20 protein-coding genes are annotated in these 23741 nt (G+C 44.0%); 4 read left to right on the forward strand and 16 right to left on the reverse strand.

Annotation, left to right across the window (positions count from 1 at the left end):
- Window positions 1–5: 5 nt before the first annotated feature.
- Entirely contained in the window at window positions 6–539 is a 534-nt protein-coding gene (locus LRQ06_RS16905) for a hypothetical protein (RefSeq protein WP_232768217.1), read from the reverse strand.
- Between the two features lie 8 nt (window positions 540–547).
- Window positions 548–1360, reverse strand: a complete 813-nt coding sequence (locus LRQ06_RS16910) for a sensor histidine kinase (RefSeq protein WP_232768218.1) — start codon at window positions 1358–1360, stop codon at window positions 548–550.
- Window positions 1361–1736: 376 nt separating this feature from the next.
- Here LRQ06_RS16910 and LRQ06_RS21145 point away from each other — a divergent pair, with 376 nt between their 5' ends.
- Window positions 1737–3719 (forward strand): EAL domain-containing protein, encoded by a 1983-nt coding sequence (locus LRQ06_RS21145; RefSeq protein ID WP_232768219.1) that lies wholly within the window; start codon window positions 1737–1739, stop codon window positions 3717–3719.
- Between the two features lie 14 nt (window positions 3720–3733).
- Here LRQ06_RS21145 and LRQ06_RS16920 read toward each other — a convergent pair whose 3' ends face one another.
- The 11 genes from LRQ06_RS16920 to LRQ06_RS16970 all read right to left on the reverse strand — a co-directional run bounded on the left by LRQ06_RS16920 (window position 3734) and on the right by LRQ06_RS16970 (window position 17113).
- On the reverse strand, window positions 3734–4762 hold the full coding sequence (locus LRQ06_RS16920; protein ID WP_232768220.1) for a LacI family DNA-binding transcriptional regulator: 1029 nt from the start codon (window positions 4760–4762) through the stop codon (window positions 3734–3736).
- A gap of 6 nt (window positions 4763–4768) precedes the next feature.
- A complete protein-coding gene (locus LRQ06_RS16925; RefSeq protein ID WP_232768221.1) occupies window positions 4769–5401 on the reverse strand; it encodes a dual specificity protein phosphatase family protein in 633 nt (210 codons plus the stop codon).
- Between the two features lie 23 nt (window positions 5402–5424).
- Window positions 5425–6219, reverse strand: coding sequence for an inositol monophosphatase family protein (locus tag LRQ06_RS16930; protein WP_232768222.1), 795 nt, complete (start codon window positions 6217–6219; stop codon window positions 5425–5427).
- A 58-nt stretch (window positions 6220–6277) separates the two neighbouring features.
- Window positions 6278–7387 carry an ABC transporter substrate-binding protein gene (locus LRQ06_RS16935; RefSeq protein ID WP_232768223.1) on the reverse strand — a complete coding sequence of 370 codons (1110 nt, stop codon included), beginning with the start codon at window positions 7385–7387 and terminating at the stop codon, window positions 6278–6280.
- Window positions 7388–7423: 36 nt separating this feature from the next.
- Window positions 7424–8584 carry an ABC transporter ATP-binding protein gene (locus LRQ06_RS16940; RefSeq protein ID WP_232768224.1) on the reverse strand — a complete coding sequence of 387 codons (1161 nt, stop codon included), beginning with the start codon at window positions 8582–8584 and terminating at the stop codon, window positions 7424–7426.
- Window positions 8585–8586: 2 nt separating this feature from the next.
- A complete protein-coding gene (locus tag LRQ06_RS16945) occupies window positions 8587–10416 on the reverse strand; it encodes an ABC transporter permease (RefSeq protein ID WP_232768225.1) in 1830 nt (609 codons plus the stop codon).
- Between the two features lie 143 nt (window positions 10417–10559).
- Window positions 10560–11237, reverse strand: coding sequence for a response regulator (locus tag LRQ06_RS16950; RefSeq protein ID WP_232768226.1), 678 nt, complete (start codon window positions 11235–11237; stop codon window positions 10560–10562).
- Complete coding sequence (locus LRQ06_RS16955) at window positions 11224–12885, reverse strand: ATP-binding protein (RefSeq protein WP_232769004.1); 1662 nt, start codon at window positions 12883–12885, stop codon at window positions 11224–11226. The genes LRQ06_RS16950 and LRQ06_RS16955 overlap by 14 nt, the downstream gene beginning before the upstream one ends.
- 239 nt (window positions 12886–13124) lie before the next feature.
- A complete protein-coding gene (citS, locus tag LRQ06_RS16960; RefSeq protein ID WP_232768227.1) occupies window positions 13125–14465 on the reverse strand; it encodes a citrate/sodium symporter CitS in 1341 nt (446 codons plus the stop codon).
- A gap of 212 nt (window positions 14466–14677) precedes the next feature.
- On the reverse strand, window positions 14678–15640 hold the full coding sequence (locus tag LRQ06_RS16965; protein ID WP_232768228.1) for an alpha/beta hydrolase: 963 nt from the start codon (window positions 15638–15640) through the stop codon (window positions 14678–14680).
- Window positions 15641–15724: 84 nt separating this feature from the next.
- Window positions 15725–17113 carry an aminotransferase-like domain-containing protein gene (locus LRQ06_RS16970; protein WP_232768229.1) on the reverse strand — a complete coding sequence of 463 codons (1389 nt, stop codon included), beginning with the start codon at window positions 17111–17113 and terminating at the stop codon, window positions 15725–15727.
- 100 nt (window positions 17114–17213) lie between these two features.
- On the opposite strand from LRQ06_RS16970, the gene LRQ06_RS16975 reads away from it, so the two are divergent.
- The 3 genes from LRQ06_RS16975 (at window position 17214) to LRQ06_RS16985 (ending at window position 20115) form a co-directional block, all read left to right on the forward strand.
- The gene (locus LRQ06_RS16975; RefSeq protein WP_232768230.1) at window positions 17214–18104 is read left to right on the forward strand and encodes an EamA family transporter; all 891 of its coding nucleotides are present in this window, start codon (window positions 17214–17216) and stop codon (window positions 18102–18104) included.
- A gap of 174 nt (window positions 18105–18278) precedes the next feature.
- Window positions 18279–18908, forward strand: a complete 630-nt coding sequence (locus tag LRQ06_RS16980; RefSeq protein WP_232768231.1) for a LysE family translocator — start codon at window positions 18279–18281, stop codon at window positions 18906–18908.
- A gap of 73 nt (window positions 18909–18981) precedes the next feature.
- Window positions 18982–20115 carry a hypothetical protein gene (locus LRQ06_RS16985; protein WP_232768232.1) on the forward strand — a complete coding sequence of 378 codons (1134 nt, stop codon included), beginning with the start codon at window positions 18982–18984 and terminating at the stop codon, window positions 20113–20115.
- A 38-nt stretch (window positions 20116–20153) separates the two neighbouring features.
- Here the strand turns inward: LRQ06_RS16985 and LRQ06_RS16990 are convergent, their stop codons facing one another.
- The 3 genes from LRQ06_RS16990 to LRQ06_RS17000 form a co-directional block, all read right to left on the reverse strand.
- On the reverse strand, window positions 20154–21515 hold the full coding sequence (locus LRQ06_RS16990) for an L-serine ammonia-lyase (protein WP_232768233.1): 1362 nt from the start codon (window positions 21513–21515) through the stop codon (window positions 20154–20156).
- Between the two features lie 62 nt (window positions 21516–21577).
- Window positions 21578–22840 carry an aromatic amino acid transport family protein gene (locus LRQ06_RS16995; RefSeq protein ID WP_232768234.1) on the reverse strand — a complete coding sequence of 421 codons (1263 nt, stop codon included), beginning with the start codon at window positions 22838–22840 and terminating at the stop codon, window positions 21578–21580.
- A gap of 194 nt (window positions 22841–23034) precedes the next feature.
- A complete protein-coding gene (locus LRQ06_RS17000; protein ID WP_232768235.1) occupies window positions 23035–23712 on the reverse strand; it encodes a helix-turn-helix transcriptional regulator in 678 nt (225 codons plus the stop codon).
- Window positions 23713–23741: the final 29 nt, after the last annotated feature.

Below are 23741 nucleotides of genomic sequence, written 5' to 3' on the forward strand. Positions count from 1 at the left end.
AAAACTTAAAAAGTGGGTTTCCCGTGTGTTGCACCGGCTGAAGCATTATGCAATTCTAGTATCGTATCATTACCTTTTTCCTTCAACTCGATGCCATAGCGTTCGGAGGCTTTTCCGTTATTAAAAATAGTCTGGTAAATAAAGTTACATGTTACTGGTTTCCAGGGCAGATACGAATCATCACATTGTTGGGTCAGCAAAACGACATTATCAACGCCTCCATTTTTTTTGGCAAATTCCGGCCAGCCTAGCTTGGTATTGGTGGTTTTTTTATAGTCGGCTTGAACACTTACCGTATTTTCTGAATACAATAAAATGATTTGATATCTGGCGATCATTCTCAGGTTTGTTTGCGATTGATTGGTCAGCATGGAACTCATAAATATCAGCGAACCTGCAATGAGTAACAGAGAAATAACAACAGCAATTTTCAGCTTATGGGAAGACGAAATTTGGTTATCCTGCATCAGATAATAGGTGCTGGTTTCTTGTATCTTATTGATCAGTTTGTCTAATTGCTTTGATACATCATTTGTCATACCAGTGATCACTCATTCGGCGAAATTGCATTGGAAGTCGGAATCGATATTGCGACTGAATAGTTTTTATCGGCATAAAGTTGAATATTGAAGTTCACTTTCTTCTGCAACCGTGCGAGAAAATTGAGGCCGTTTCCATAGCGACGCATTCCATGCAAATCAATCAGACTTGAAGAACGGTTAATCACTTTTTTACCAAATGTGTTGACGACAGAGCGGGGAATACCGCTTCCTCCGTCAGAAATAATAATGAGATAAGACGATTTGTCTTTACTGGGCCCGCCTTTTATTTCAATCGAGGCCCCTCTTGGGGTGACGCCAATTGCATTCGATAACAGAATCATCAGAGCAATATTTAAGGCTTCCGGACTCACTGAAACCGGCGCAGTGACATTGAGTTCATAGTTGAGTTTGACGTTAACGGTTTCTGCGTATTCTTTGTATTCGTCTAAGGTTGACTGGATAAGGTCTTTCACGTTCCAAAAGGTTTTATTATGCCAGACCCCCTTGCTTTCTATCTGAAAAAGCAGGATGGATTCTTTGAAACGTAAAAACTGACCGTATTTGATTTCATTGCCTTTATCATTTCGGTTGGATAAAGAGAGCAAGATATTTTGTACTTCGTGTTTAAAGGATGATAGCTGTCTCTGAGAAAGACTAAAACGAATGGCATTTCCCTGTAAAAAACCGCCACATACGCCACTAAAAACCAAAATCACAATTGCCAGCCTGACGCCGGGCTCAATATTTTCAGCGATAACCACAAACCCAAGCGCTACGAGAATTAAAGAGTAAATAATGTAATGAATGCGTTTTAACATGAAAGCACCATGTTAGGTAAGTAGTAGTTGTAAAATACCGTTAGCTCAATCGTCATATACTGCATAGCCCTCTGACCATTTGGTTTTTACATAAGACGTACCTGAATTATAGCAGGGAATGATGTTTACACTCGAAAGGGCTGTGATACAGGAATTAAATGCCGGTTGCTTGACTGTTTCTGTGATGTATTTTTAATGGTTATCACAGTCTTAACTGAATAATGTGTTTCTGATTCATCGATATTATCAATAAACGATGCTAATCTTTTATTAATAATCAGTTATAGAAGTAATTGTGTTTAATATGGTTTCAATACCGAAAAATTTAATCAAACTCTACTTCTCTATCGCACTGATTACTGGGATATTTTTTTCTGTGGCAGAACTTTTTATTGATTCTGGTTTAAACACGAAAGAATATGATCTTTTTGACACTCCCGGTATCGGGTTTTCGATGTCTGGCGAAGGGAGTAAGCAGAAAAAACTGAATTCGGCAGTCCGGCCGATCATTTTGCATTGCGATATCCGGGCTGAAACGAAGTCAAAGTGCGGTATTCAATTTCACTTGCCTTATGATGCGCAGGAAGCTTCCTACGTTTCTCTCGCGCCGTATCATCGGATGTTTTTAGATGCCAAGGCGTATTCCTCGAATCCGGGGTTTGATAATCGAATCCGGGTAACGGTCAAAACCACATCCGGCCTTAAGGTAGACAATGAAAATACGCAGGCCGACACCCGGCAGATTAAGTCACAAAGTGTTCGTCTGAGAGCCGGTAACGATCACTCAATATCAATGAACGACTTTAAAGTGGATTCGTGGTGGATTGATAAATTCGGACGTTCTTTAAAAGATACGGAAGTTGATTTTACGAAAGTATTATCTATCGAAGTTCTTGCTAATGAAGTTCCGGTCAGAAATTACGGTCAGTATACCGTTGAAGTCAGAGAATTGAAGTTTCAGGGTAAAGTCATCCCCCAGGCGTTGCTCTGGTATTCTATGTCGGTGTTGTTTCCTGTGTTGATTCTCGGGTGCTTTGCGCACGCGATTTGGTTCTGTCGCCGTTCTGACCGCCGTTTAAATCAGAAAGTGTCAACGGACGATACATTATATTTAGATGCGGAAACTCATTTTTTTAATAAAAACGGATTGATTAAAGATTACGAAAAAATTATCGAAGAAGACAATACCAGCAACCTGTATTATTTCCGGTTGAATAATTATGAGCAGCTAAAAAAAATACTGGGCCCAACGGCGGCGTTAATGGTATTAAACAAACACTGGCAATTTCTGACTCAGCGGTGGGATGACACACCGATCGTGATTTACCGTCTCGGTGAATCTGAATTCGTCGTGAATTCCGTTAAGTGCAAGTTATCCGAAAATGAAGTGAATTATGCGCTGATCCGGCCCGAAAACGATTCGTTTATTATCGATAAAACCATTGTGTATATTCCAAAACACTATCAGACACCGACGATCGAGCAATTTATTGAACGGTGTCAGGTCACGGCTCAGTATTGCCGGGAGCATCAGGAACATTATGCGGAATTCTCTCTCGGACATTTTCATAAACACGAAGAAGAAATCTATATCAGGCAATGTCTGAGAACGGTGTTAGGAGCCAATGAATTTTATCTGGTCTATTTGCCCTACTATAACAGCAACACAGGGAAAATAGTGGGGGCGGAAGCCTTACTGCGTTGCTCCGCTCCTACCTTGTATCGTTATTCACCGGAAGTGTATGTCAAAGTCGCCGAACAACATGGGCTCATACGAAACATTGACTTATGGGTGATTAATCAGGCGTTTGTGACGTTAAAACAATATCAGGATAAATTGGATGACGACTTCATGTTGTCCATTAATATTTCGCCAAGGCAAATGCTGGATCATACCTTTGTCGATGAGCTAAGGAAATTGCTCTTACAACATAAAGTCGATCCGTCTCTGATTTGTTTAGAATTGAAAGAAACGTTTTTTGTGAATATTGAAGAACTGGAGTCAACAAATTTAGTTGAGATTAAAAAACTTGGATTTTCAATCGGGCTTGATAATTTTGGTACTGGTTATACGGCATTTACCAATCTGACTCATATCCCGGCAGACCAGATTAAAATTGACCATAGTTATGTGAACAGTTTAAGTGATAAAACGATGACTGTGGTTGTAAGTTCATTAATTAATATTGCGAAAGCTTATAATTATGAATTAGCGGCAGAAGGAATAGAAACCCGGGAACAAATGGATACATTGATAGTGATGGGGTGTGAGGTCTTTCAGGGATTTTATATCTCTGATCCCATTAGTTTTGAGCAACTGCTGGATTTTGATACCGAGCAGGTGAAAAATAAAGGGTAAAGACCTATTTCTGGTTATTTGTCTTCTATTTTGGGTGGACGTACAGACTGACGCCAGACAACGGGAGCGGTAAATAATTTATTTTTTCTCGGAAAGTCCCCATCTTCTTTTTCTAATAAATTGACAATGGCGTTGGTCATATCATCCAAAGGTTGCCTGAATGTGGTGAGCTGGTAGCTTAGCCAACTGCCTTGTTCGATGTTATCAAAACCAATGACGCATAAGTCATCGGGAATGGTCAGATCAAACTCCTGACGTGCAGAGTCCATGAACCCGCAGGCTATCAAATCCGTGACACAAAATACGCCATCCGGACGGTTGCGGGCCGCCAGTAACTGGCGGGCGGTTTCCACCCCTGTTTCATAACTGGTTGGCCCCATGCGGTGAACCGTACAGTGAACTCCGGCTTCACTGGCGGCTTGCAGAAAGCCATTTTCCCTTGCAAGTAAACTCGGAGACTGAATCGTAGACGATACCACCGCCAGTTCTTTGCAGCCGGCCTGAGTCAGCATGTACAACGCGTCGGCCATGATTGCCGAGTAGTCAATAGATATATGATCTGCACCTTCAAACTGACCGGCACGGTTTACCAGTATGACGTGTTGGCCGCTGTTGACACAGATATCCACCAGAGATTCCTGAGGTGTCCCGGATAAAACAATGGTTGCTGACGCGCGGTAATTCAGCGTTTGACGCAATGCGGCATCGGCATAATCCTTACCTCCGGAGGTATTGATCACCATGACCGCTCTGCCGGCTTTCTGGAGTTTGCGCGTTAACGCATCCAGAAGAGCGGCCTGATAGGGTGCGTTTAAATTCGCGCCCAACAGGCAAACAGGTCGGCTTTTCTTATTGGATAACCCACGGGCAAGATGATTTACATGGTAATTTAACGCATTTGCCGCTTTCATTACCCGTTTCCGGGTTTCTTCAGAAACACTGGCACCGGGTGTGAATGTTCGTGATACCGCCGATCTGGAAACGCCGGCCAGCCGGGCTACTTCTGCGGCACTGGCAACGTTTTTTTCTTTTTCATCTTTCATATCCGTTTAATCGCTATCTGTTTTCCCTAATCCGGCCTTACGAAGTAGAGTTTCCATTTTTATGGCCCGCTCTGCAAGTTGAATTAATTCCGGTTTGGGCGCTTCAAACCATTCGTCCGGGTGTAATTGCCGTTTATCCCGGATATGGGCGATGGCATCATTCAGGGTTGGGTAGCGTTCCGGACATTCGAGATGAAGAAATAAGGCAACCACAGTAACCGAGCGGCTGCGTCCGCCGCGGCAGTTAACCAGGATATTGCCTTTTTCGCGCACTTTATAAGAGGGCTTTTCCGGTATTTGCTGACTTAAACTTGACCGCATCAGATGGTAACCTGTGAAGATCATGGATTCCGGGTTTCCGGGGCCGTCAATCAGTCCCAGTTTGTAGTAACGAATGGAGGCGGCACCGTGGTTATTTAAACCATCAGACATCGTTTTTTCCGGAATTTCGACAAAGTCGATATCTAAATTGACGGCGCAGTTGATGACGACTTTGATGTTGTGTTCTTTTAGCAGACTGATGTCCGCAACGCCGGAAGAACCACCAATATAGATATCAACGCCCCAGCCCGGGATGTCACTGTCAATCAGACTGATTGGTGGACGGGGATAGTGAGGTACGGGTTTTATTCCTGACATGTTGAGTTCCTGATAATACGGTGTTACTTAAGTGAGATGGAAACCGAAGAAGCAAACGGTTCTGCAATGTTGGGGGCAGAAGCCAGAATGGCACCACCTTGCGCGATTTCTGCGTGACTGGACGGAAATGTTCCGATTCGTCCGCCCGCTTCTTCAACCAGCAATAAGCCGGCTAAGCAGTCCCACGCATTCATATGCAGTTCGGCATAACCGTCGGTCCGTCCTTCTGCGACCCATGCCAGAGCCAGAGCACCGGAGGCGCCTCGCCGGACATTGGCACCCATCAGTAAAACTGACTTGTATGCGTCCAGATAGCGCTGCTGCGTGACCCGGTTTGACCAGCCCAGCTCAAAGGTCGCTTCCTGCAAACGTCCGGTGTCAGCCACTGTCAGTGGCAGACCGTTTTTTTGTGCATAGGCGTTTTTGCGGGCCAGATAAATTTCGTCTGTGGCCGGATTGTATATGCCGCCCAGTAATGTCACGCCATCTTCCACAAACGCGATAGAGACACAAAAATGTGCGATGCCCCGGGCAAAGTTTGCGGTACCATCAATGGGGTCGACCACCCATAACTGCGGAGTGTTAACCGCGCCGCCGGTTTCTTCGCCGAGCAATCCGTCTTCCGGAAATTGTTTCAGCAGTTCACTGCGGATGTATTGCTCAACCAGCGCATCGGCTTCGGTGAGAAAATCCTGATTGCCTTTTAAGGTATAGCTGCCGGGTTGGCGGGTTTGGAAATGTCTTAACGCAATGTTGCCAGCCTGAGTTAATACGCTTTTTAGTGCATCTTCTCTTTTTTTTAGTTCTGTTGAGTTCAAAAGGGTTTCCTTACATTAAGCAGCGCAGAGCAAAGCTCCGCGCCGCGAAAAAATGGGTTTATCGTTGGTAATTCATGCTCCAGAGATCCATCCAGTCCTGCCGGCTTTGCCAGTCGGAAACCGATGTGCCGGTCTGGTATTTCATCAGCTCGTCACGATATTGCTCGATACCTGAGGCTTCTTCTTTCGGAAGGGGAACCTTAACGTTGGTTGACATTTTGCCATCAATGCCCTGAAGTTTGATCCCCTCTGAAGTCATCAGGTAATGGATAAATAATTTAGAGGCATTTGGGCTGTTGGTTTTGGTGGTAATCACGCCAATGGTCGGGTAGCTCACACCAATGAAGGGGGTCATGTCATGACAGATACCCAGTTTCATTCCATGTTTGTTTTCGCGATATTTGGCGGTACTGATTAAGCCGACAAAGCTGTCTTTGACATCCGGCGCGCCAATGGCCTGTGCGGCGTCGCCGTCAGATTTGGTTAACAGAGGCCCATTTTGTGCCAGACGTTTGACAAATTCGGCGGTCGCAGAGCTTTCATCGGTTTTGAGCGGTTTGCCGTACAGCTTCTGGTAAGCGTCCGCCATTTGTTTATCGTAATGCGTCGCCATTTGATTAAAGGAGTCTGAATACAGGGGCTTAATCAGAGGGTCCTGCATGGCAATTTTGTGTTTCCACTTCGGTTCGGTCAGCTGCCAGATATTGGTGATCGGGCATTTGTCATACTGAGCGGTATTGTAAGACCAGACATTCGGAGCCAGGACCACCGTCAGTGGTTGCTGATACTGGTGACGGATATCTTTGGTCATATCACCCGGAACCCAGCTTTTTACGTACCCTTTATCCAGTAGCTGTACCTGAGCGGCCGGCGCATCTTCAATCAGGGCAACGTCCGCTTTGACGTTATTTGCCTGAGATTCCCGGCTGATGATTTCAATAATATTTGGCGCTTTGGCTTTGATCCCGACCGCCTTAACACCATACTTTTTGGTGAAGTCTCTCGCCTGTTGAACGATTTTCCCGGTAGGGGCATAAATGGTGATAGCCGGTTCCTGTTTTGCTGCATTAACAAGGGTTTGTAAATCAAACGGCTCGCTTGCGTGTAAAACGGGGGAAAAGCCTGTGACTGCAACAGATAACGCAAGCAGGCTATGTTTCATTTTCATAACGATGTCCTTAATTAATCATGAATATCAGTAACATCACATCACGTGTGATAACGACTGATGAGGTTGCGTAGACGTCACTCCGGGAAACCCCGCTGAGGTCTTGGTAAAATGGATTTCAGAAAGCGATAACCGTTCTCCCTCTTCGTCAAAAAAGTGCAGGGTAGCACCGGGTAATTCACAGAAAACCGGATCACCAGCCTGATAATCCGGTTTTATCTGAGTTGAGTGGAACAACTGTGTCTGACCTTGTCTGATTTCCACAACCCAACTTCCGCCGGTTGGCATGATGTTATCGACGACCATGGGCGTTGTGCCGGGAGCTGGGGTGGTATGAAGAATGATCGATTCCGGACGGATGCCGCAGACCCGGGCCCGATGCGCATCCTCAAAGCGATGGCAGATTTGCGCCGCCAGTTGGTTTTGTGGCTGAAAGCGATGCAGTTCCATCATGTTGAGTTTCGGAGTGCCGATGAATTCGGCCACAAAGCGGTTTCCCGGTGTGGCATATATGTCATCCGGAGTGCCAACCTGTTGCAATTCGCCATTGCTCATCACGGCAATAGTGGTGGCGAGTGTCATGGCTTCCCACTGGTCGTGGCTGACGAAAATGATGGTCGTACCGAAGGTTTGATGAAGCCGGCGTAATTCCGCCCGCATTTCCAGCCGTAATGCGGCATCGAGATTGGACAAGGGTTCGTCAAGAAGCAGTACCCCCGGATTGACTGCCAGCATGCGCGCCAGAGCGACGCGTTGCTGTTGTCCGCCGGATAACTGAGAGGGATAACGGTTAGCGTAATCGGCTATCCGAAGTTTTTCCATGACGTCCTGAGAAAGCGCGTGGCGTTCTTCCTTGGGGATCTTTTTGAGTTTTAAACCAAACTCAACATTTTGTTCCACCGTCATGTGTGGCCACAGCGCATAGTTTTGGAACACCAGACCGATGCCTCGCTGCTCCGGCGGGACAAAGCGGGATTTGGCTACGGAATCCATGACTTTATCGTCAATGGCGATTTCACCACCGGTCGCATGTTCGATGCCCGCGATCATACGCAGAATCGTCGTTTTTCCACATCCGGACGGCCCTAAAAGACACATGAATTCGCCATCTTTCACGGTCAGATCGATTCCTTTGACCGCGGCCGTTTTGGCACCGGGGTACGTTTTCTGTAATTGATTCAGAGTAATAGTTGGCATATTTAGCTCTCCAATCCTTGTGCCAGACCGGTTCCGGAAATGCGCTGAATTAAAATGGTTCCCAGCCATGCAACCAGAGCAATCATCAGTACGACAGCGTTAGCGGCCTGATCATAGTTGTAGTCAATAAGGCGAAGTGAATAAGTGGTTAATACATCCGTTGCCGGTATTGCCAGAATGATAAACAGACTGACGCCTTTGATACCGGAAATAAATGGCAGCAGAATCCCTGTGGCTAACGGCGCTGCCTGAATGGGAACGACAATACGGCTGATGCGGCTGAACCAGTTAGCCCCGGCAATACGGGCGGCTTCTTCCGGTTCTTTTCCCAGTTGAGTCATCGCTGAAATACCTGACCGGCTGGCAAAAGGCATTTGTTCAGCGATCAGAGCAATAATGAGCAGAATTGGTAATCCATACAAAGCCGGCACCGGGCCGTGAGATACGGCGAAAAGGGATAAGAAAGCCGCAGCAAAGGCAATCCCCGGGACCAGATAGGGCATGAATGTGATTTGACGAAGACACTGGCCAATCCATGGGATGGTACAGCGGAGTACGGAGTAGCCGACCAGCAATCCCAATATTCCGGAGACAACCGAGGCACTGCCAACGATCATGATGGTATTCCATGCCGCATCCCAAAAATCACGGGTGAGCAAAATGCCGCTGTGCATTGCCAGTGTATCGAGGTTTTCGCCAATCCAGTAATCGAGCGTAAAGTTATCTGCAGTGAAGCGTCCCGGTAAGACCATGACGGTCGACAGGAATAAGGTGACTAACGGAAGAATCACACCGATCAGGACGAATGCCATAGAAAAGGCGGCGGCAGGAATGCGCATTGAACCCAGTGCCCGGCACCGATCCATGTGGCCTTTTCCTCCGACCGTCACAAAACGCCGGGCTTCTTTCATCATTCTCATATCCACAAGCAGCGTGATCATTCCAATCGTCATAATGACGATGGCGATGACTGCCGCAACGCCGTTCTGGCGGGAATCTAATGAGCGGTAAAGGCTGGTGGATAAGGTATCAAATTTCACCGGCAAACCCAGAATATAAGGTATCGCAAATTCTCCGATACAATCAGCAAAAATCAGTAACGCAGAGGACAGAAGTGCCGGTCTCATTAGCGGTAAAATGATTGAAAAAGCGATAGTTCGGCGCGGGGCGCCCAGAACGCGGGCGCAGTCTTCTAATTGTGAGTCAAAACGACGCAGCGCATTACCAACAATGAGAATAACCAGCGGCGTGTAATGTATCACCAGAATGACGACCATTGGGAAAAATCCGTATGCAACCCAGTCGGGCGTCGAAATTCCTAACACTTCCAGCCAGCCCGGTTGACCGCCAACGGTTCGGTTTTTAAAAATGGTGGTCCATGCCAGTGCAAATGTCCAGGAAGGAAGCATGAAGGGGACAATTAATGCGGTGGCAAACCATTTTCGTCCCGCCATGTCTGTCCGGTTGACCAGCCAGGCCAGAGTGACCCCCAGTAACACGGCGACCAGAACCGTTACACAGGCAATACTGAGCGTATTTCTTAAGGGTTCCCAAAGAAGAAATTCTGACATTCTGGAGGTGAGTGTACGGGTCAGATAATAGCCGGTGAATTCTCCTTCCGCACTGTGCGTATGCATGCTGTCACCGGACTGAACTGTGAAAGAGTCCATAGCGATGGACAGAACGGGAACAACAATTAAGTAAGCAAAAAATGTCAGCAGAAGAACCGCTAATACATTCGCCGGTTCGTGCCTGGCAACAACAAGTAAATGCTGGATTCGTTTAGATGCACTTACTTTCATTGTTGTTGGATCTAGATGAGTGGCTTGCACAACGCTTTCCTCTATTAAGTTTATAAATAAACTCTAAAGAGGTTTTGTTACAATAAAGTGAAATGATTGCACATATGTGCAAAACAAAAAAGAATTAATAATAACCGAAAATCAGCCACTAAAAGGTCAACAGACCCTGACCCTTATTTTTTCTGATAAACCCGTTCGGGACGGCCAACTTTTCCGTGTTGAATAATGGCATTTAAAAAGCCTCTTGCCGTTAGAAATTCAAGATATCGCCGGGCGGTTGTTTTGCTGATCCCAAGCTCATGTCCCAGAGTTTCAGCAGTATGAACCATTTGCTCCTGATTAAAAGCCTGCGTAACTTTTTCAACTGTCAGTTCATCAATTCCTTTTGGTAATTGTTGTAGGTGAGCTGATTTGGATTGAAAATTAAATAATTCATCCACATGTCGTTGATTGATATTGTCACTGGCTTTTATTGAACTTGTATATTTTAGATAGCGATCTAGAGAGTCGGATAGACGATCATAAGAAATAGGTTTTAAAAGGTAGTCAAATACACCACATCGCATTCCTTCACGAACAGTTTCCATATCGTTGGCGGCAGTGATAAAAATAACATCAGGCACATGCTTTGCAACTGCCATTTCCTTTAAAAGATCAATACCTTTCCCATCTGGCAGATAATTATCCAACAAAATTAAATGGGGTTTTAGCAATTGAATCATTTTGCGAGTTTCTGCGAGTGTTCGTGCAATACCCACGGGATTGAATCGTCGGGTTTGATGCAAGTAGTCTGCGTGAAATTCAGCAATGCTGGATTCATCCTCAACAATTAACACATTATAAATTACCATTGTTCAAACCTTTGTTTGGAAGAAATAATGAAAAAATAGTGCCAGCTGGTTCGGCTTGATCAATCAGAATGGTGCCACCGATGCGGTTAACATACTGATGTACCAGATAGAGTCCGATGCCATGACCAGGTTGTTTTTTGCTACTGATCCCTTTATCAAACAGGGATTCTGAAATTTTTTGAGGGATACCGATCCCGTTATCTGTTACTTCGATAACCATTTCATTTTCGTTGTCATCCGTCAAGAGGAGGGATACGTGTTTGTTACTGTCCGGATTTTTTAAGGTGGCTTCGTAAGCATTATCAAGAAGGTTCCCCAGAATCGCGGCCAACTCTTCTTCTGTTAACTGAGACGGAACCCTGTGAAGCTGACAATAAGGGTCAAAAGAAAGTGTGATACCCAGTTCTTTAGCCCGGCTGTATTTCCCTAATAAGAGTCCGGCGACTACACGGGAGCGAAACGTAGTTGAGATGAAATCAATCAGGCGCTGGTGGGTTTCGGTCTCTTTGCGGATAGCGTTGAGTGCCTGATCATAAGCCCCGATTTGAATTAGCCCACTAACTGTAGAAAGTTTGTTTGCGTACTCATGACTCAGCACCCGAAGGGTGTCTGTCTGATGTTGAACTTGCTCAAGTTGGGTTGTTAATAAGTTACGATCATTACGAGGAAGAAAGCTGATGACCCATCCCGTCTGAGAGTCATTTTTCTGGATTTGAACCCGGGATGCTATCAACGTCTCACCATTACAGGTAATTTCCTGATGGAAGCGTTCTGATGTGTCCGTTTCACCATTTACACTTAGGCCAATAAAAAAATTCGGAGGAGTAATGAATTGGTTAATATGTTGTCCCTGAAGATTGTCGGCATGCCGGGCAATCCCCAGAATTTTTAATGCCCGTTGATTCGCAGACAAAATGCACCCTTCCTGATTTACCGCGATGATCCCCTCATAAACTGCGCTGAAGACAGAATTTTGTACCCGGAGTGATAGCGCAATTTCTTTTGGTTCCATCCCATACATTTGGCTTTTAATGTGTCTGGAAAAAAACCATGCACCAACCGATGAACATGTCAGAACAAATAATAAGGCAAAGAAAAAAGGGTGGGAATATAGTATGAGCCAATTGCTGACTGTTTCGAGAAGATATCCAACGGAGACGATACCTATGATTTTTCCATCATGTGAAAAGACGGGAGATTTTCCCCTAATTGCAAATCCCAGACTTCCTTTACGAATCGAATAATAATGAAGGCCTTGTTTCAATGCTTTGTCGTTATCACCTCCAATCATTGGGTGACCAACACGGGAGGCTATTGGATGAGCCAGGCGGATTCCATTTTTATCACCAACCACAATAAAACTGGCGTCAGATATTTTCTGTAATCGCTTAATTTGTTGTCTGATGCCTGCGATATTGCGTTTTTCTATTTGCTCTATTAATTGTGGGTCGCTGGCAATTTCTCTGGCCTGAACAACGGCTCGTGTACTGACCTGATGATCCAAAGCGTTGGTAATGATGTGTTGAAAATAGCCGGCAATAAGAAGTAGTTGAGAAATAACAGCAATGAAAAGCAGAAGCCAAACTCGCTGACGAAATGAAAGATTTCGATGTAATTGGTTAAATACCGGGGATACTGAGTTTAGAATTCGCAAGTCTGAAATCCAATATTGTTAGTAAAGTTTCAGGAAGGAAGAATGTCTGTTATGTAATTAAAATAAGATCCTCCCATATTTTTAAATCGCTTTTTGAGTAAACTATCATATCTTTTATAAAGGGGCGAACTATTCCTCTTATCATGCCATGGTTTACAATTTTTACTACCATATACATGAAAGGAGAGTAATCAGTCATGACTGACTACTCTCCGGTTTTTAAGTAAGATTTTTTAGCTCAGCATGCCAAATACGACACTGGCAATAACAAGCACGATACCGCCCCCAAGACGGGAAGATATCTGAGCATAAGATAACAGACTCATTCGGTTAGAGGCCGCCAGAACTTCCAGGTCACCGGAACCGCCGCGGTTTGCCATACATAATCCGGCAGTGATTGACGATTCAATTGGATAGAAACCCATGATCCAGCCACCAAGTGCAGCACCAAAAATGGCACCCAGTACAATTAAAGTTGCAACAATCAGATTGGTAAACGTCAGTGCGTTAACAATTTCACCTAAATCAGTGTAAGCAATACCAACACCAACCATTAACATCCATAGCATGTGTTTTGAGAAGAAATTAGCCAGACGTTTGGCACCTTCTTTCATTTCATCAGAACAGATACCACAGCCATTCAGAATAGCAACCAGAATAACCATATAGGCAAAGGTATGGATTTTAACATCCCCAAACCCTGGAAGAATGTGCTTAGATAAGGCAGAGGAGAATGTGTATACACATGCAGTTAACATTAATCCCCCAGCAATATCACGTAATGAGATCTGAGGTGCCTCTTGTTCATTGACATCAAAGGATGATTTACGTAACAGTTCACCATTTCCGGTCATTGAGGGAACTTTATCGCCAATACCGTTCAGGACTGCAGCGGCAACGATTGCGACAATATTTGCAATGGTTAAGATGGCAATAGCGATAGAATAATATTGTTCTTTAGAGCCTCCGGTAACAGCAGCATAGATTTCTGATAGAGGGATTGCTCCAGCACCGTTACCACCGCCCATGATTGGCAGGACATACAGCATCATAATATTTTTAAGGGGAATGCCAAATATTAGTCCACCAATTATTCCCAGTATAGAAGCACCTAAAACTGCCGCCAGTATGGTTGGTATATAACCAATTAGTGATTTAAGAAGTAATTTACGGTTAACAGCCAGAATTGACCCTGTAATTAAAACCGCAATAAACAGATCAAGAAAGTCTGTTTTTTTCATCACATCAGAAACGACTGAAATTTCTCTCTGTGTCAGCAGGCCTGCATGAACAAACCAGGCCGCAACCAGGAAGATCATAACTGGTGCTCCGCCGATGTATTTATTAAATATAGGCAGACGTTTACCTATTTCACCAAAAAGAGCTCCAATAACAAACATAAATCCAAAACCGCCAACAATATTCTTAGGCAATGTGTTTGTTGCATGAACGACAAGCAATGTAGCCAGTAATAGACAATATATTGGCAACGGCAGGCCAAATATTCTTAAGCTTGTAAGAGTACTTAACCCGGGACTCCGGTTATGATCGATTGTTAAGGTTTTTTGATTCATTGTCATTATTCCATGTTAGGTGTAGAGGTTACAGGGAGTAATGTATGTGTTTGTCAGTTATTTAAGTGTGAAGGGAGTCATCGAATGATATGTAGTCTAGTCAGGTTATGACGTTTATGTTTTTAATTCGGTCTTTTCATGCTGATAATTCATTGGATTTATATTTAACTGATTGATATTTAACAATTTTAATTGATTGGTTGTGACGATATTCACGATTTGTCATTTTTATGGCTATTTTGAAGGTTATTTCGAATAAACCGCTCAACGATATTGAGTACTGACGATGACCAGAATGGCATACGTCCATGATCTGCTCCTTTTATCTGGTAAAATTTCGCTGCTTTTTCTGCTTGTTTTAATGCGTTATAGAGCATTACGCTTTGACCGAATGGGACAAGTCTGTCTTTATTACCATGAAAAATAAGAAATGGCGGAATATTGATCTCCTTGTTTATATAATTTAACGGATTTGTCTTTTGAGCTGTTTCGGGGTGGTCAATGACATCAAGGCCACCTATTAGTAATCCTTCCGGAGATTCTGGCTGCGTGTGATTAACTGTTGACGGTTCTTCATTCATTTTACTGATGTCAACCGGACCATAATAGTCTATTACAGCTTTGATTTTTATTGGTTGTTTTCCGTGACATTCATCGTTAAATTCCGGGTTATCAGCTGTTAGCGCCATCATTGTAACGGTATGTCCGCCGGAGGAATCTCCCCAAAGTACGATCTGTTCAGAATCGATATTGTATCTGTCGGCGTGCTCAGTAAGAAACCGGTAAGCGGTTTTCACATCTTTTATCTGGGCTGGGAATGCAGCCACTTCTGAAGGCCGGTATTGTACAATGGCAACAATAAATCCACGTTCACTCATTTTACCAAGCTGAACAATTTTCGACTCAAGATTCTGTGATAACCATGCCGAGCCTTGTACATATAAAATGAGAGGCATCTTTTGTTTGTTTTCTTCATCCTGCAGGGGGCTGATGAGGTTCAGATGCAGAGGCATATCGGATTTTACTGCGTACCGGATTTTTTCTGTCTGGCAATAAAGTCCGGAGTTATCCGCTTCTATAATGTTCATTTCGTCCGCCGTCAATTGACTTTCCGGGAAATCGTTGAAAGACAGTGGAACGGGTTCAATAAATGGAGTAGTGGGGCTTTTGCTCATAGTTGACACCATGCCTCTTAATGTAAAAACCGGATACTTCTTTGGGTTTTATTGGTTGTTTTTATCTTAACGCTACCGGAGATATTAAGTCGAGTGATTTGCATTGATGGTTTGATCAATCAGCATGATAAGCAGATCTAACTGTTCTTTGACGTTATGGGTCATAGAAAAACCAATGTTGATCCGTACACAATCCCGGTACCGGTCTGAAACGGTAAACAGAGTTCCTATCCGTATGCATAATTTCGATTCAAATGCTTTCCTGCCAAAAAGATCGGCGTCAAAGTCTGGAATCTGAACCCATAGTACTAGACCGCCTTCCGGTTGCGTTATCCGGCTTCCGGATGGGAGGTGGTGACTCAGATAGCTAATATAATCACGTTTATTCAGCATCAGTTGGTATTGGCTTCGGCGAAGGTGTTTTGTATAGGCGCCGGAGTGGATAAAGTCTGCGACCAGATACTGGATTAACGTTGAAACTTCTGCAGTGTGGGTTAAATATTGCTGGAAATACCGCCCCGGTCTGACCCATCCCAGCCGGTAACTGGGAGAAAGACTTTTTGAAACCGACCCGCACCATATGATGTATCCCTCGGTATCATAATAGGCGGCGGGGAGTGGTTGATTCTGATGATGCGCTAACTCCAGATAGACATCATCTTCAATCATTGGAATCTGAAAATGATTGGCCAGATAAGCCAGTCGTTTCTTCTGTATCATCGACATCGTAATTCCCTGAGGGTTCATATGAGTGGTACAGAAAAGCCCGGCTGAAATGTGTCCGGTGATCAGATGCTGTTCTAGCTGATCAAGATCAATGCCGTCGTTTAAAGAAGGAATTTCGAGAATATTAAGAGACAGTTCCGACAGAAGCTCAAGAAGGCCATTATAGCATGGAGAGCTGATTGCGACCGTATCACCGGGTTCAGTGCAGGCTTTGAGTGCCGATTTAACGGCTTCTATGCAGCCGTTAGTGATAACCAGTTCTTCACTTCCTAACGGAAATCCGTACTGGCTGAAATGTGAGGCCAGTGCATTTCTCAGTGTTAGTTCTCCTTGCGCTTCAGGGTATAGTGTTAATTTAGACTGCACCTTTCTGGCGGCCCTGCGCAGACTGGCATCAAGTGCGGTGATGCTTTTCCCATCCAGTTCCATTCTTGATATTCCCAGAGGTCCGGGTTGGGCTCTTGGTTTTTTGCGAACCCGTTTACAGGATTGAATTTGGGTTGTGAATGTTTGCCATTCCGGAGTCTGAATATTTGTCGACCCTGACGAAATAAAGTATCCAGACTGAGGGCGGGATACCAGCCATCCCTGAGATTCCAGTTCTTCATAACACCGCACTGCTGTAGAAACACTGATATTGTGCTGTTTAGCGAGTTTGCGCAGGGAAGGCATTTTCTCTCCTACCGATAATTTGCCTGAATTGATGTCGTTGATGAACTTATCTGTCAGTTGTTTGTATTTTGCCATTCTAAACTGTACTGGTTTATTTTTTATAAATTGTATCTGTACTGTTTTTCTTTCGCAACTGATACTGAAGCCAGCCGATGAAAGTGTATGGAGAAGAGTTTTGAACGGAAAAGATTTATTTATCATGATTAGTGTTATGGTGATATGGGGCGTGAATTTCACCATGATCAAACTGGGCGTGACGGAAATTGATCCTTTATTAATTGCTGCTGCCAGATTTTTCTGTGCAACATTTCCAATTATATTTTTTATTCGCAGGCCTCAGGTTAAATGGCGATACCTTGTTGGGTACGGTATCATTTTCGGAACCGGTGTTTGGGGGATGGCTTCCTGTTCCATTACCTTCGGCCTCTCTTCAGGGATGGCTTCGGTACTGCTCAACACGGATGTATTAACAACTGTGTTGGTGGGGGTGCTACTTTATAAAGAAGCTATATCCGGAAAAATTTTTCTGGGGATGGCTGTTGCTCTTTCCGGATTGGTCGTATCCGTTTTGTCGACCAATGGTAATGTGACATTGGCTGGTGTCATTTTTATTATGATTTCGGCAGTTTGCTGGCCATTAGCCGGAGCTATTGTCCGGGCATCAGGAACCCAAAAAGCATTTGCGTTTAATGTGTGGGGAATGTTGTTTGCACCCATACCGTTAATCGCTCTGAGTCTTTTGATTCATGGCCCTGAAGTGATTTCTGAGACCATTAATTTATGGAATAAGGATGCGTGGCTGTCTGTGCTTTTTCAGGCATACCCAACCACTCTTTTCGGTTACTGGATGTGGAATAAGATGGTTATGAAATACCCGATGACTCAATTGGCTCCATTAACGCTTCTGGTGACGGTCTTTGCATTAGTCAGTGGGTATTTCATTTACGGAGAACAACTATCAATTGCCCAGTGGTTTTCATGCAGCACATTTTTAATCGGTATTATTATTGTGATGTCACCGGACAGGAAAAGAAAACAGATAGGGCTTGTAGAAGAAACGTTATAAAAAACACTATAGCGGTATCACCCGATATTTGATTCGGATTTTTTATGCGTTTTTGTTTATATCTGATGTACCCAGATTATCTGAAGAGGTATGATTCAGGTAGTTTGAGTATAAAACTTTTGGAGAGACCCTTTATTTTCCCACTTTCATTTTAGCATCTAAGGAACAGATGACATGACGTTTAGTTTTATTCTTATTTTCGCATTAACTGTATTTGTTGCTTCAATTATTCCCGGCCCGAGCATGCTGCTCGCATTGACTCATGGTATGTGCTACGGAGTGAAGCGGACGCTGGCATCAGCAATGGGTAACGTATCTGTTACCTTGATTCAGGCATTGATTTCAATCGCCGGATTAGGAGCGGTATTAGTGACTTCGGAAACAGCATTCCAGATAGTTAAATGGTGCGGTGCTGCTTATCTGTTGTACATTGGATTAAGTATGTTATTTTCGTCTGCCCCTTCTCCGTTGGCGGATAATTCAGATGAGAAACTGCAGGGTATTTCTTTGTCTAAAATGTTTTTGCAATCCGCGTTGACGACAGCCGGAAATCCTAAAGCCATTATTTTTTTTAGTGCCGTTTTTCCTCAATTTATTAAACCGGACGAATTTTTTCTGCTTCAGTCGGTGGTATTGGTTGTGGTGTGCTGTGTGATTGCGTTTGCATGTTTTATGATCTATGCCCTTGGTGGGCAGAAAGTGGTTTCATTATTTTCAAGTACCCGTGCCGGTAAATACATTCAGCGAACAATGGGAGTGACATTTATCGGGTCCGGGGTTGCTCTGGCGATGAGTAAGCGGTAACTGGAACCGACTACCGGATGGGGATTCATCGCCGAGCAGCAGAGAGTGTTGGCGGGAGTGAATATAATCGCTTATGACAAATATTTTTTTAGGTGTCTCCGGACATGGTTACGGTCATTTATCTCAGGTGGTACCGGTTGCGAATAAGCTATTAACTTATTTACCTGATGCCAGATTTTACATTCACTGTAATTTGCCGACAGAAGTTATTGAAGAGAGATTAAATACCGGTAACTTTGTTCATAACAAAGTCAATCTTGATATCGGTTTGGTGCAGATAACCCCACTTGAGTATGATGTTCAGGCGACGTTTAAAGCTTATCAGGCGCTTTACTCGACATATTCAGAGAGAGTCAGCAAACTGTGTGAATTTTTCAGTGAATCGAATATTGATCTTGTTATTGCCGATATTCCTTTCCTTGCTATTGAAGCCGCTTCTCAGTCTTCGATTCCTTCTGTGGCGATTGCGTCTTTATCCTGGGACAAGGTGATTCAGAGATGTCTGGATGATAGCCAGCAGGAAGTCAGAGAATTTGTCGATATGATTTGTACTTCACAAGCTAAAACGAATCTGACGTTGCATCCTTCGCCTTCCATGAAGTTAGACAGTTTCCCGGAAGGACAATCGATTCCTCCTATTCTGTTGGAGGGAAAACCGGTGGCAGATTTAAGAGAAAAGATGGGTATAACAAAAGCGGATGAAAGGAAAATAGTGCTGGTTAGTCTCGGGGGAATGAAAACGGATAATCTTCCTATTGATGCACTCTCCCGGGATGAGCGGTTTCACTGGTTAATCAACGCTGAATTTATGTCTGAATCTGACCATTTACATGCTATTCCCCGACTGAAAGGAATTCGCTACCGGGATCTGGTTGCATGCGTTGATGCTATTGTGAGTAAACCCGGCTATGGAACGGCCGTCGAGGCGGTAAGATATCAGTTACCATTTGTCTTTACCTGCCGTGGAGATTTCCCTGACGAGCCGTCGATTGTTGAGTGGTTAGAGGCTCACTCATGTTGCAGACAAATCAGTAAAAATGAATGGTTATCCGGAGAGTTCGGCGACTATTTAGCTGAATTGATGAATCAACCGTTGAAAAAGCAAGTTGCGTGCAATGGTGATGAGATTGCGGCAAAAATGATTTATGAAACGTTTTTTTCTGACTCTGAAAAGTCTCTTACATCAACGGATATAAGAGACAGGTAAGCCGGTTTTTTTGCTCTGTTTTCAGGTTAACACAGACGTCAGCATATCACTTTGATAGCCAGTCCTCCCTGAGAGGTTTCCCGGTATTTTTTGTTCATGTCTTTACCGGTTTCGAGCATGGTTTCAATAATTTTATCCAGAGAAACTCTGGGGTCAGAAGAGCGTCGGAGTGCCATGCGGGCAGCGTTAATGGATTTTACGGCTGCGATGCCATTTCGTTCAATACATGGAATTTGCACCTGACCGGCGATCGGATCACAGGTGAGCCCAAGATTGTGTTCCATGGCAATTTCCGCTGCAATGCAAATCTGTTCCGGGCTGCCGCCAAATAAAGCCGCGAGACCGGCTGCTGCCATTGAGCAGGCAACGCCAACTTCTCCCTGGCATCCTACTTCAGCCCCGGAAATTGACGCATTACGTTTGTATAATCCTCCAATGGCACCGGAGGCTGCAAAATAATGGATATAGTCTTTCTCAGTAACTGTTTGAATGAATTTATCATAATAGGCGAGTACGGCAGGGACAATACCGCATGCACCATTGGTTGGAGCGGTAACAACACGTCCCCCGGCTGCATTTTCTTCATTGACAGCAAAAGCGAACATGTTGACCCAGTCGATAACAGACATAGGATCGTTGGATGTACCTTCGGATGTAAATAATTGTTGGCGGAGTGCTGCAGCACGGCGTGGAACCCGCATTGGTCCGGGTAACAGACCCTCAGTATTCATTCCCCGTTCCATACATTCCCGCATCGTTTTCCAGATTTGAGCATAGCTGGTATAGATTTCTTCGTCGGAACGCAGAGCTCGCTCATTTTCCATGATCAGCGTACTGATAGAATAACCACTCAATTTACATTGTGTGATCAGTTCTTCAGCCGAGGTAAATGGATAAGGAACCTGTATTGTGGACCGGGGTTTTTCACCGAAGTGTTCTTCATCGACAATAAATCCCCCGCCGATGGAGTAATAGGTTTTAGAATAGATCTTCTGAGTATCTCGCCATGCATGAATTTTCATGCCGTTCTCATGCAGTTCCAGATTGGTTTTGTGAAAAGTGATTCCGGACTCTTTAGGAAAATCAACGGTATGACAGTGCATTCCAACCGGTAGCCGCTCGGTTTCCTGTACCCGGGAAACGAAGCCGGGAATCGCATCTATGTCGACTTTTTCCGGGGTATTACCAGCAAGTCCCATGATAATGGCAATATCAGTATGGTGTCCTTTACCTGTCAGTGACAGAGAGCCATAGATATCAACAGTAACTTTTGTTACATCCCGAAGCTTTCCCATGGAACGTAAGTCATCGATAAACTGTTTTCCGGCTTTCATCGGGCCTACGGTGTGTGAGCTGGAAGGACCAACTCCGATTTTATAAATATCAAATACACTAATCATTTAACTTCCCCGGTCAGGTGCCCATCTAAGGAACCTGACCTTTTTTTGGTGCTTAATCTGGCTTAAAGTGCGCCATAAATAACGGATGAGATTGCTGCCAGACCACAGACGGCTGTAAAAATCTGTACTGGTAGTGATGTTTTGTATTTTGCCATGGCCGGTACCCGTAGCATGGCATAGATAGGCAACAGGAATAGGATTGCTGCAATCATGGGTGCTCCCATTGTCTCTATCATTCCCAGAATACTTGGGTTAACGATTGAAACAATCCATGTTGTAAGAACAATAAATATTAAGGATATTTTTTCTATTTTACCGACAGGAACATCAGAACGACTTTTTATTAAACCGACTAAACCTTCATGAGCTCCCAGGAAATGACCGAAATAACTAGAGGTAATAGCGGCAAAAGCAACGATAGGGCCAAGGTAAGAAATAACCGGAGATTCCTGAACATTAGCAAGATAAGAAAGGACGGAGATGTTTTGTTCCTGTGCTTGTGCCAGTTGTGCCGGAGAAAGAGACAGTACAACGGAGAAAACAAAGAACATGACAAATCCCATTAGCATCAATGCTGAACCACCAGTGATTGCGTCTGTTTTGTGAACCGCAAGCTCTTTGTGTTCAAGACGTTGCGCTTTGGTAAACTGGCTAATGACCGGGCTGTGGTTGAAGGAGAAAACGATGATAGGAATCGCCAGCCAGATAACGGATGGCATTGCAGCCCAGTCGGGCTTGATTTCTATCATAGAGGTATTCCACTCAGGAATCAGATAAAAAGAAAGTGCCAGCAGAATGAAAACCAGTGGATAGACAACGGCTGAGGTAGCTTTGAGCATCAGTTCTTTACCAAACACCACGCCGGCAGTCATCGCCAGAATCAAACCTCCGGACAATAACCATCTGGGTATAGATTCCATGCCTAACTGATTAACTAAAAATGAATCGACCGTATTTGTGATTCCTACACCATAGATAAGGACAATAGGATAGATGGCAAAAAAGTAGGCAAAAGTGATCAGATTTGCTCCGGTTTTACCGAAATGTTCTTCAACAGTATCGGTTATATCGGCATTATTATTTTTTGCGGACAGGACAAATCTGGCCAGAGATTTATGTGAGAACCAGGTCATCGGTGCAGCAATTAAGGCCAGAATGACCAGAGGCCAGAATCCTCCGGAACCGGCTTTGATTGGAAGAAACAATACCCCGGCACCGACGGCTGTACCAAATAATGACAGGCACCAGGTGAAGTCCTTATAAGTAAACTTTTTTTCAGTTTTTGGGGTGGGGGTGGATAATATGGATGTTATTGTAGAGTTCATATCAGGCTCGCTCGTATTTTTTAAGCTTTAATACTCAAAAGTGTTAATAATTTTTTTATATGTGCCTCACATCAGCTTTATAACCGTGGAGGCATCCCCGGATTAAACCGGGCTTATTCATGAGTGTGATCCCTGATAATGTCCTGATTATTTATGTCGTCCTTGTGTATGTCCTTATTTTTATGAACTGAAAATTACGCTCTGAACTCACGAATATATTTGTATATTGCATGGCGTGTAATACCAAGCTGGTCGGCAACTTGTGTTGTTGCTTCTTTCAATTCAAAAATGCCGTTATTAAACAGAATTTTAGTTATGGCTTTATTTTTTCCTTTCAGAGATATTTTCTGATCATTTTCAACATCATTAATCGCTTTGTTTATTGCGTTCTCGATGACTTCTTTTGGTGAAGCACTGAATGTTTCATGGGTTCCCGGAATCAGGTTAGTAGTATCGGGTACCAATGTTTTTAAAATGTCCGCCATCGGGAAGGATAAATTAATGTTGATGCAAAATAACCCAATTGGTTTCTCGTTTTCTCCTGTTAGCACACATGTCGTTGATTTTAACTGAGAGCCATCTCTTGCTGTTGTAAAGTAGCTTTTCGGCGTCATATCGCCGGTTTTCTCAAACTGACTAAGCATTTTGAGCCCCATATCCGTAATTGGAGATCCCACTTTTCTGCCGGTATGATGTCCGTTAACTATTTTCACAACAGAGTGTTCAAAACTCTCAAATGAATGAACAACCACTTCACAATGAGGACCAATTAAATCAGCAATGGTCTCTGCCAGTCGAAAGTTTGAAGTTAAATAATCCCGATCTTGTTTTGTAAAATTGATATTAAATGACTGATATTCTGATACGACCATCCTTTGTCTCCTTTTAGTTTACTTTATGT

Source organism: Vibrio salinus, from assembly GCF_021272385.1.
Classification (GTDB): Bacteria; Pseudomonadota; Gammaproteobacteria; order Enterobacterales; family Vibrionaceae; genus Vibrio; species Vibrio salinus.

What these genes read in the sequence shown, in the direction of transcription:
- LRQ06_RS16905 (WP_232768217.1), bottom strand. Translation starts at nt 539, where the DNA reads ATGACAAATGATGTATCAAAGCAATTAGACAAACTGATCAATAAGATA.
- LRQ06_RS16910 (WP_232768218.1), bottom strand. Translation starts at nt 1,360, where the DNA reads ATGTTAAAACGCATTCATTACATTATTTACTCTTTAATTCTCGTAGCG.
- LRQ06_RS16920 (WP_232768220.1), bottom strand. Translation starts at nt 4,762, where the DNA reads ATGAAAGATGAAAAAGAAAAAAACGTTGCCAGTGCCGCAGAAGTAGCC.
- LRQ06_RS16925 (WP_232768221.1), bottom strand. Translation starts at nt 5,401, where the DNA reads ATGTCAGGAATAAAACCCGTACCTCACTATCCCCGTCCACCAATCAGT.
- LRQ06_RS16935 (WP_232768223.1), bottom strand. Translation starts at nt 7,387, where the DNA reads ATGAAAATGAAACATAGCCTGCTTGCGTTATCTGTTGCAGTCACAGGC.
- LRQ06_RS16940 (WP_232768224.1), bottom strand. Translation starts at nt 8,584, where the DNA reads ATGCCAACTATTACTCTGAATCAATTACAGAAAACGTACCCCGGTGCC.
- LRQ06_RS16950 (WP_232768226.1), bottom strand. Translation starts at nt 11,237, where the DNA reads ATGGTAATTTATAATGTGTTAATTGTTGAGGATGAATCCAGCATTGCT.
- citS (WP_232768227.1), bottom strand. Translation starts at nt 14,465, where the DNA reads ATGAATCAAAAAACCTTAACAATCGATCATAACCGGAGTCCCGGGTTA.
- LRQ06_RS16965 (WP_232768228.1), bottom strand. Translation starts at nt 15,640, where the DNA reads ATGAGCAAAAGCCCCACTACTCCATTTATTGAACCCGTTCCACTGTCT.
- LRQ06_RS16970 (WP_232768229.1), bottom strand. Translation starts at nt 17,113, where the DNA reads ATGGCAAAATACAAACAACTGACAGATAAGTTCATCAACGACATCAAT.
- LRQ06_RS16980 (WP_232768231.1), top strand. Translation starts at nt 18,279, where the DNA reads ATGACGTTTAGTTTTATTCTTATTTTCGCATTAACTGTATTTGTTGCT.
- LRQ06_RS16985 (WP_232768232.1), top strand. Translation starts at nt 18,982, where the DNA reads ATGACAAATATTTTTTTAGGTGTCTCCGGACATGGTTACGGTCATTTA.
- LRQ06_RS16990 (WP_232768233.1), bottom strand. Translation starts at nt 21,515, where the DNA reads ATGATTAGTGTATTTGATATTTATAAAATCGGAGTTGGTCCTTCCAGC.
- LRQ06_RS16995 (WP_232768234.1), bottom strand. Translation starts at nt 22,840, where the DNA reads ATGAACTCTACAATAACATCCATATTATCCACCCCCACCCCAAAAACT.
- LRQ06_RS17000 (WP_232768235.1), bottom strand. Translation starts at nt 23,712, where the DNA reads ATGGTCGTATCAGAATATCAGTCATTTAATATCAATTTTACAAAACAA.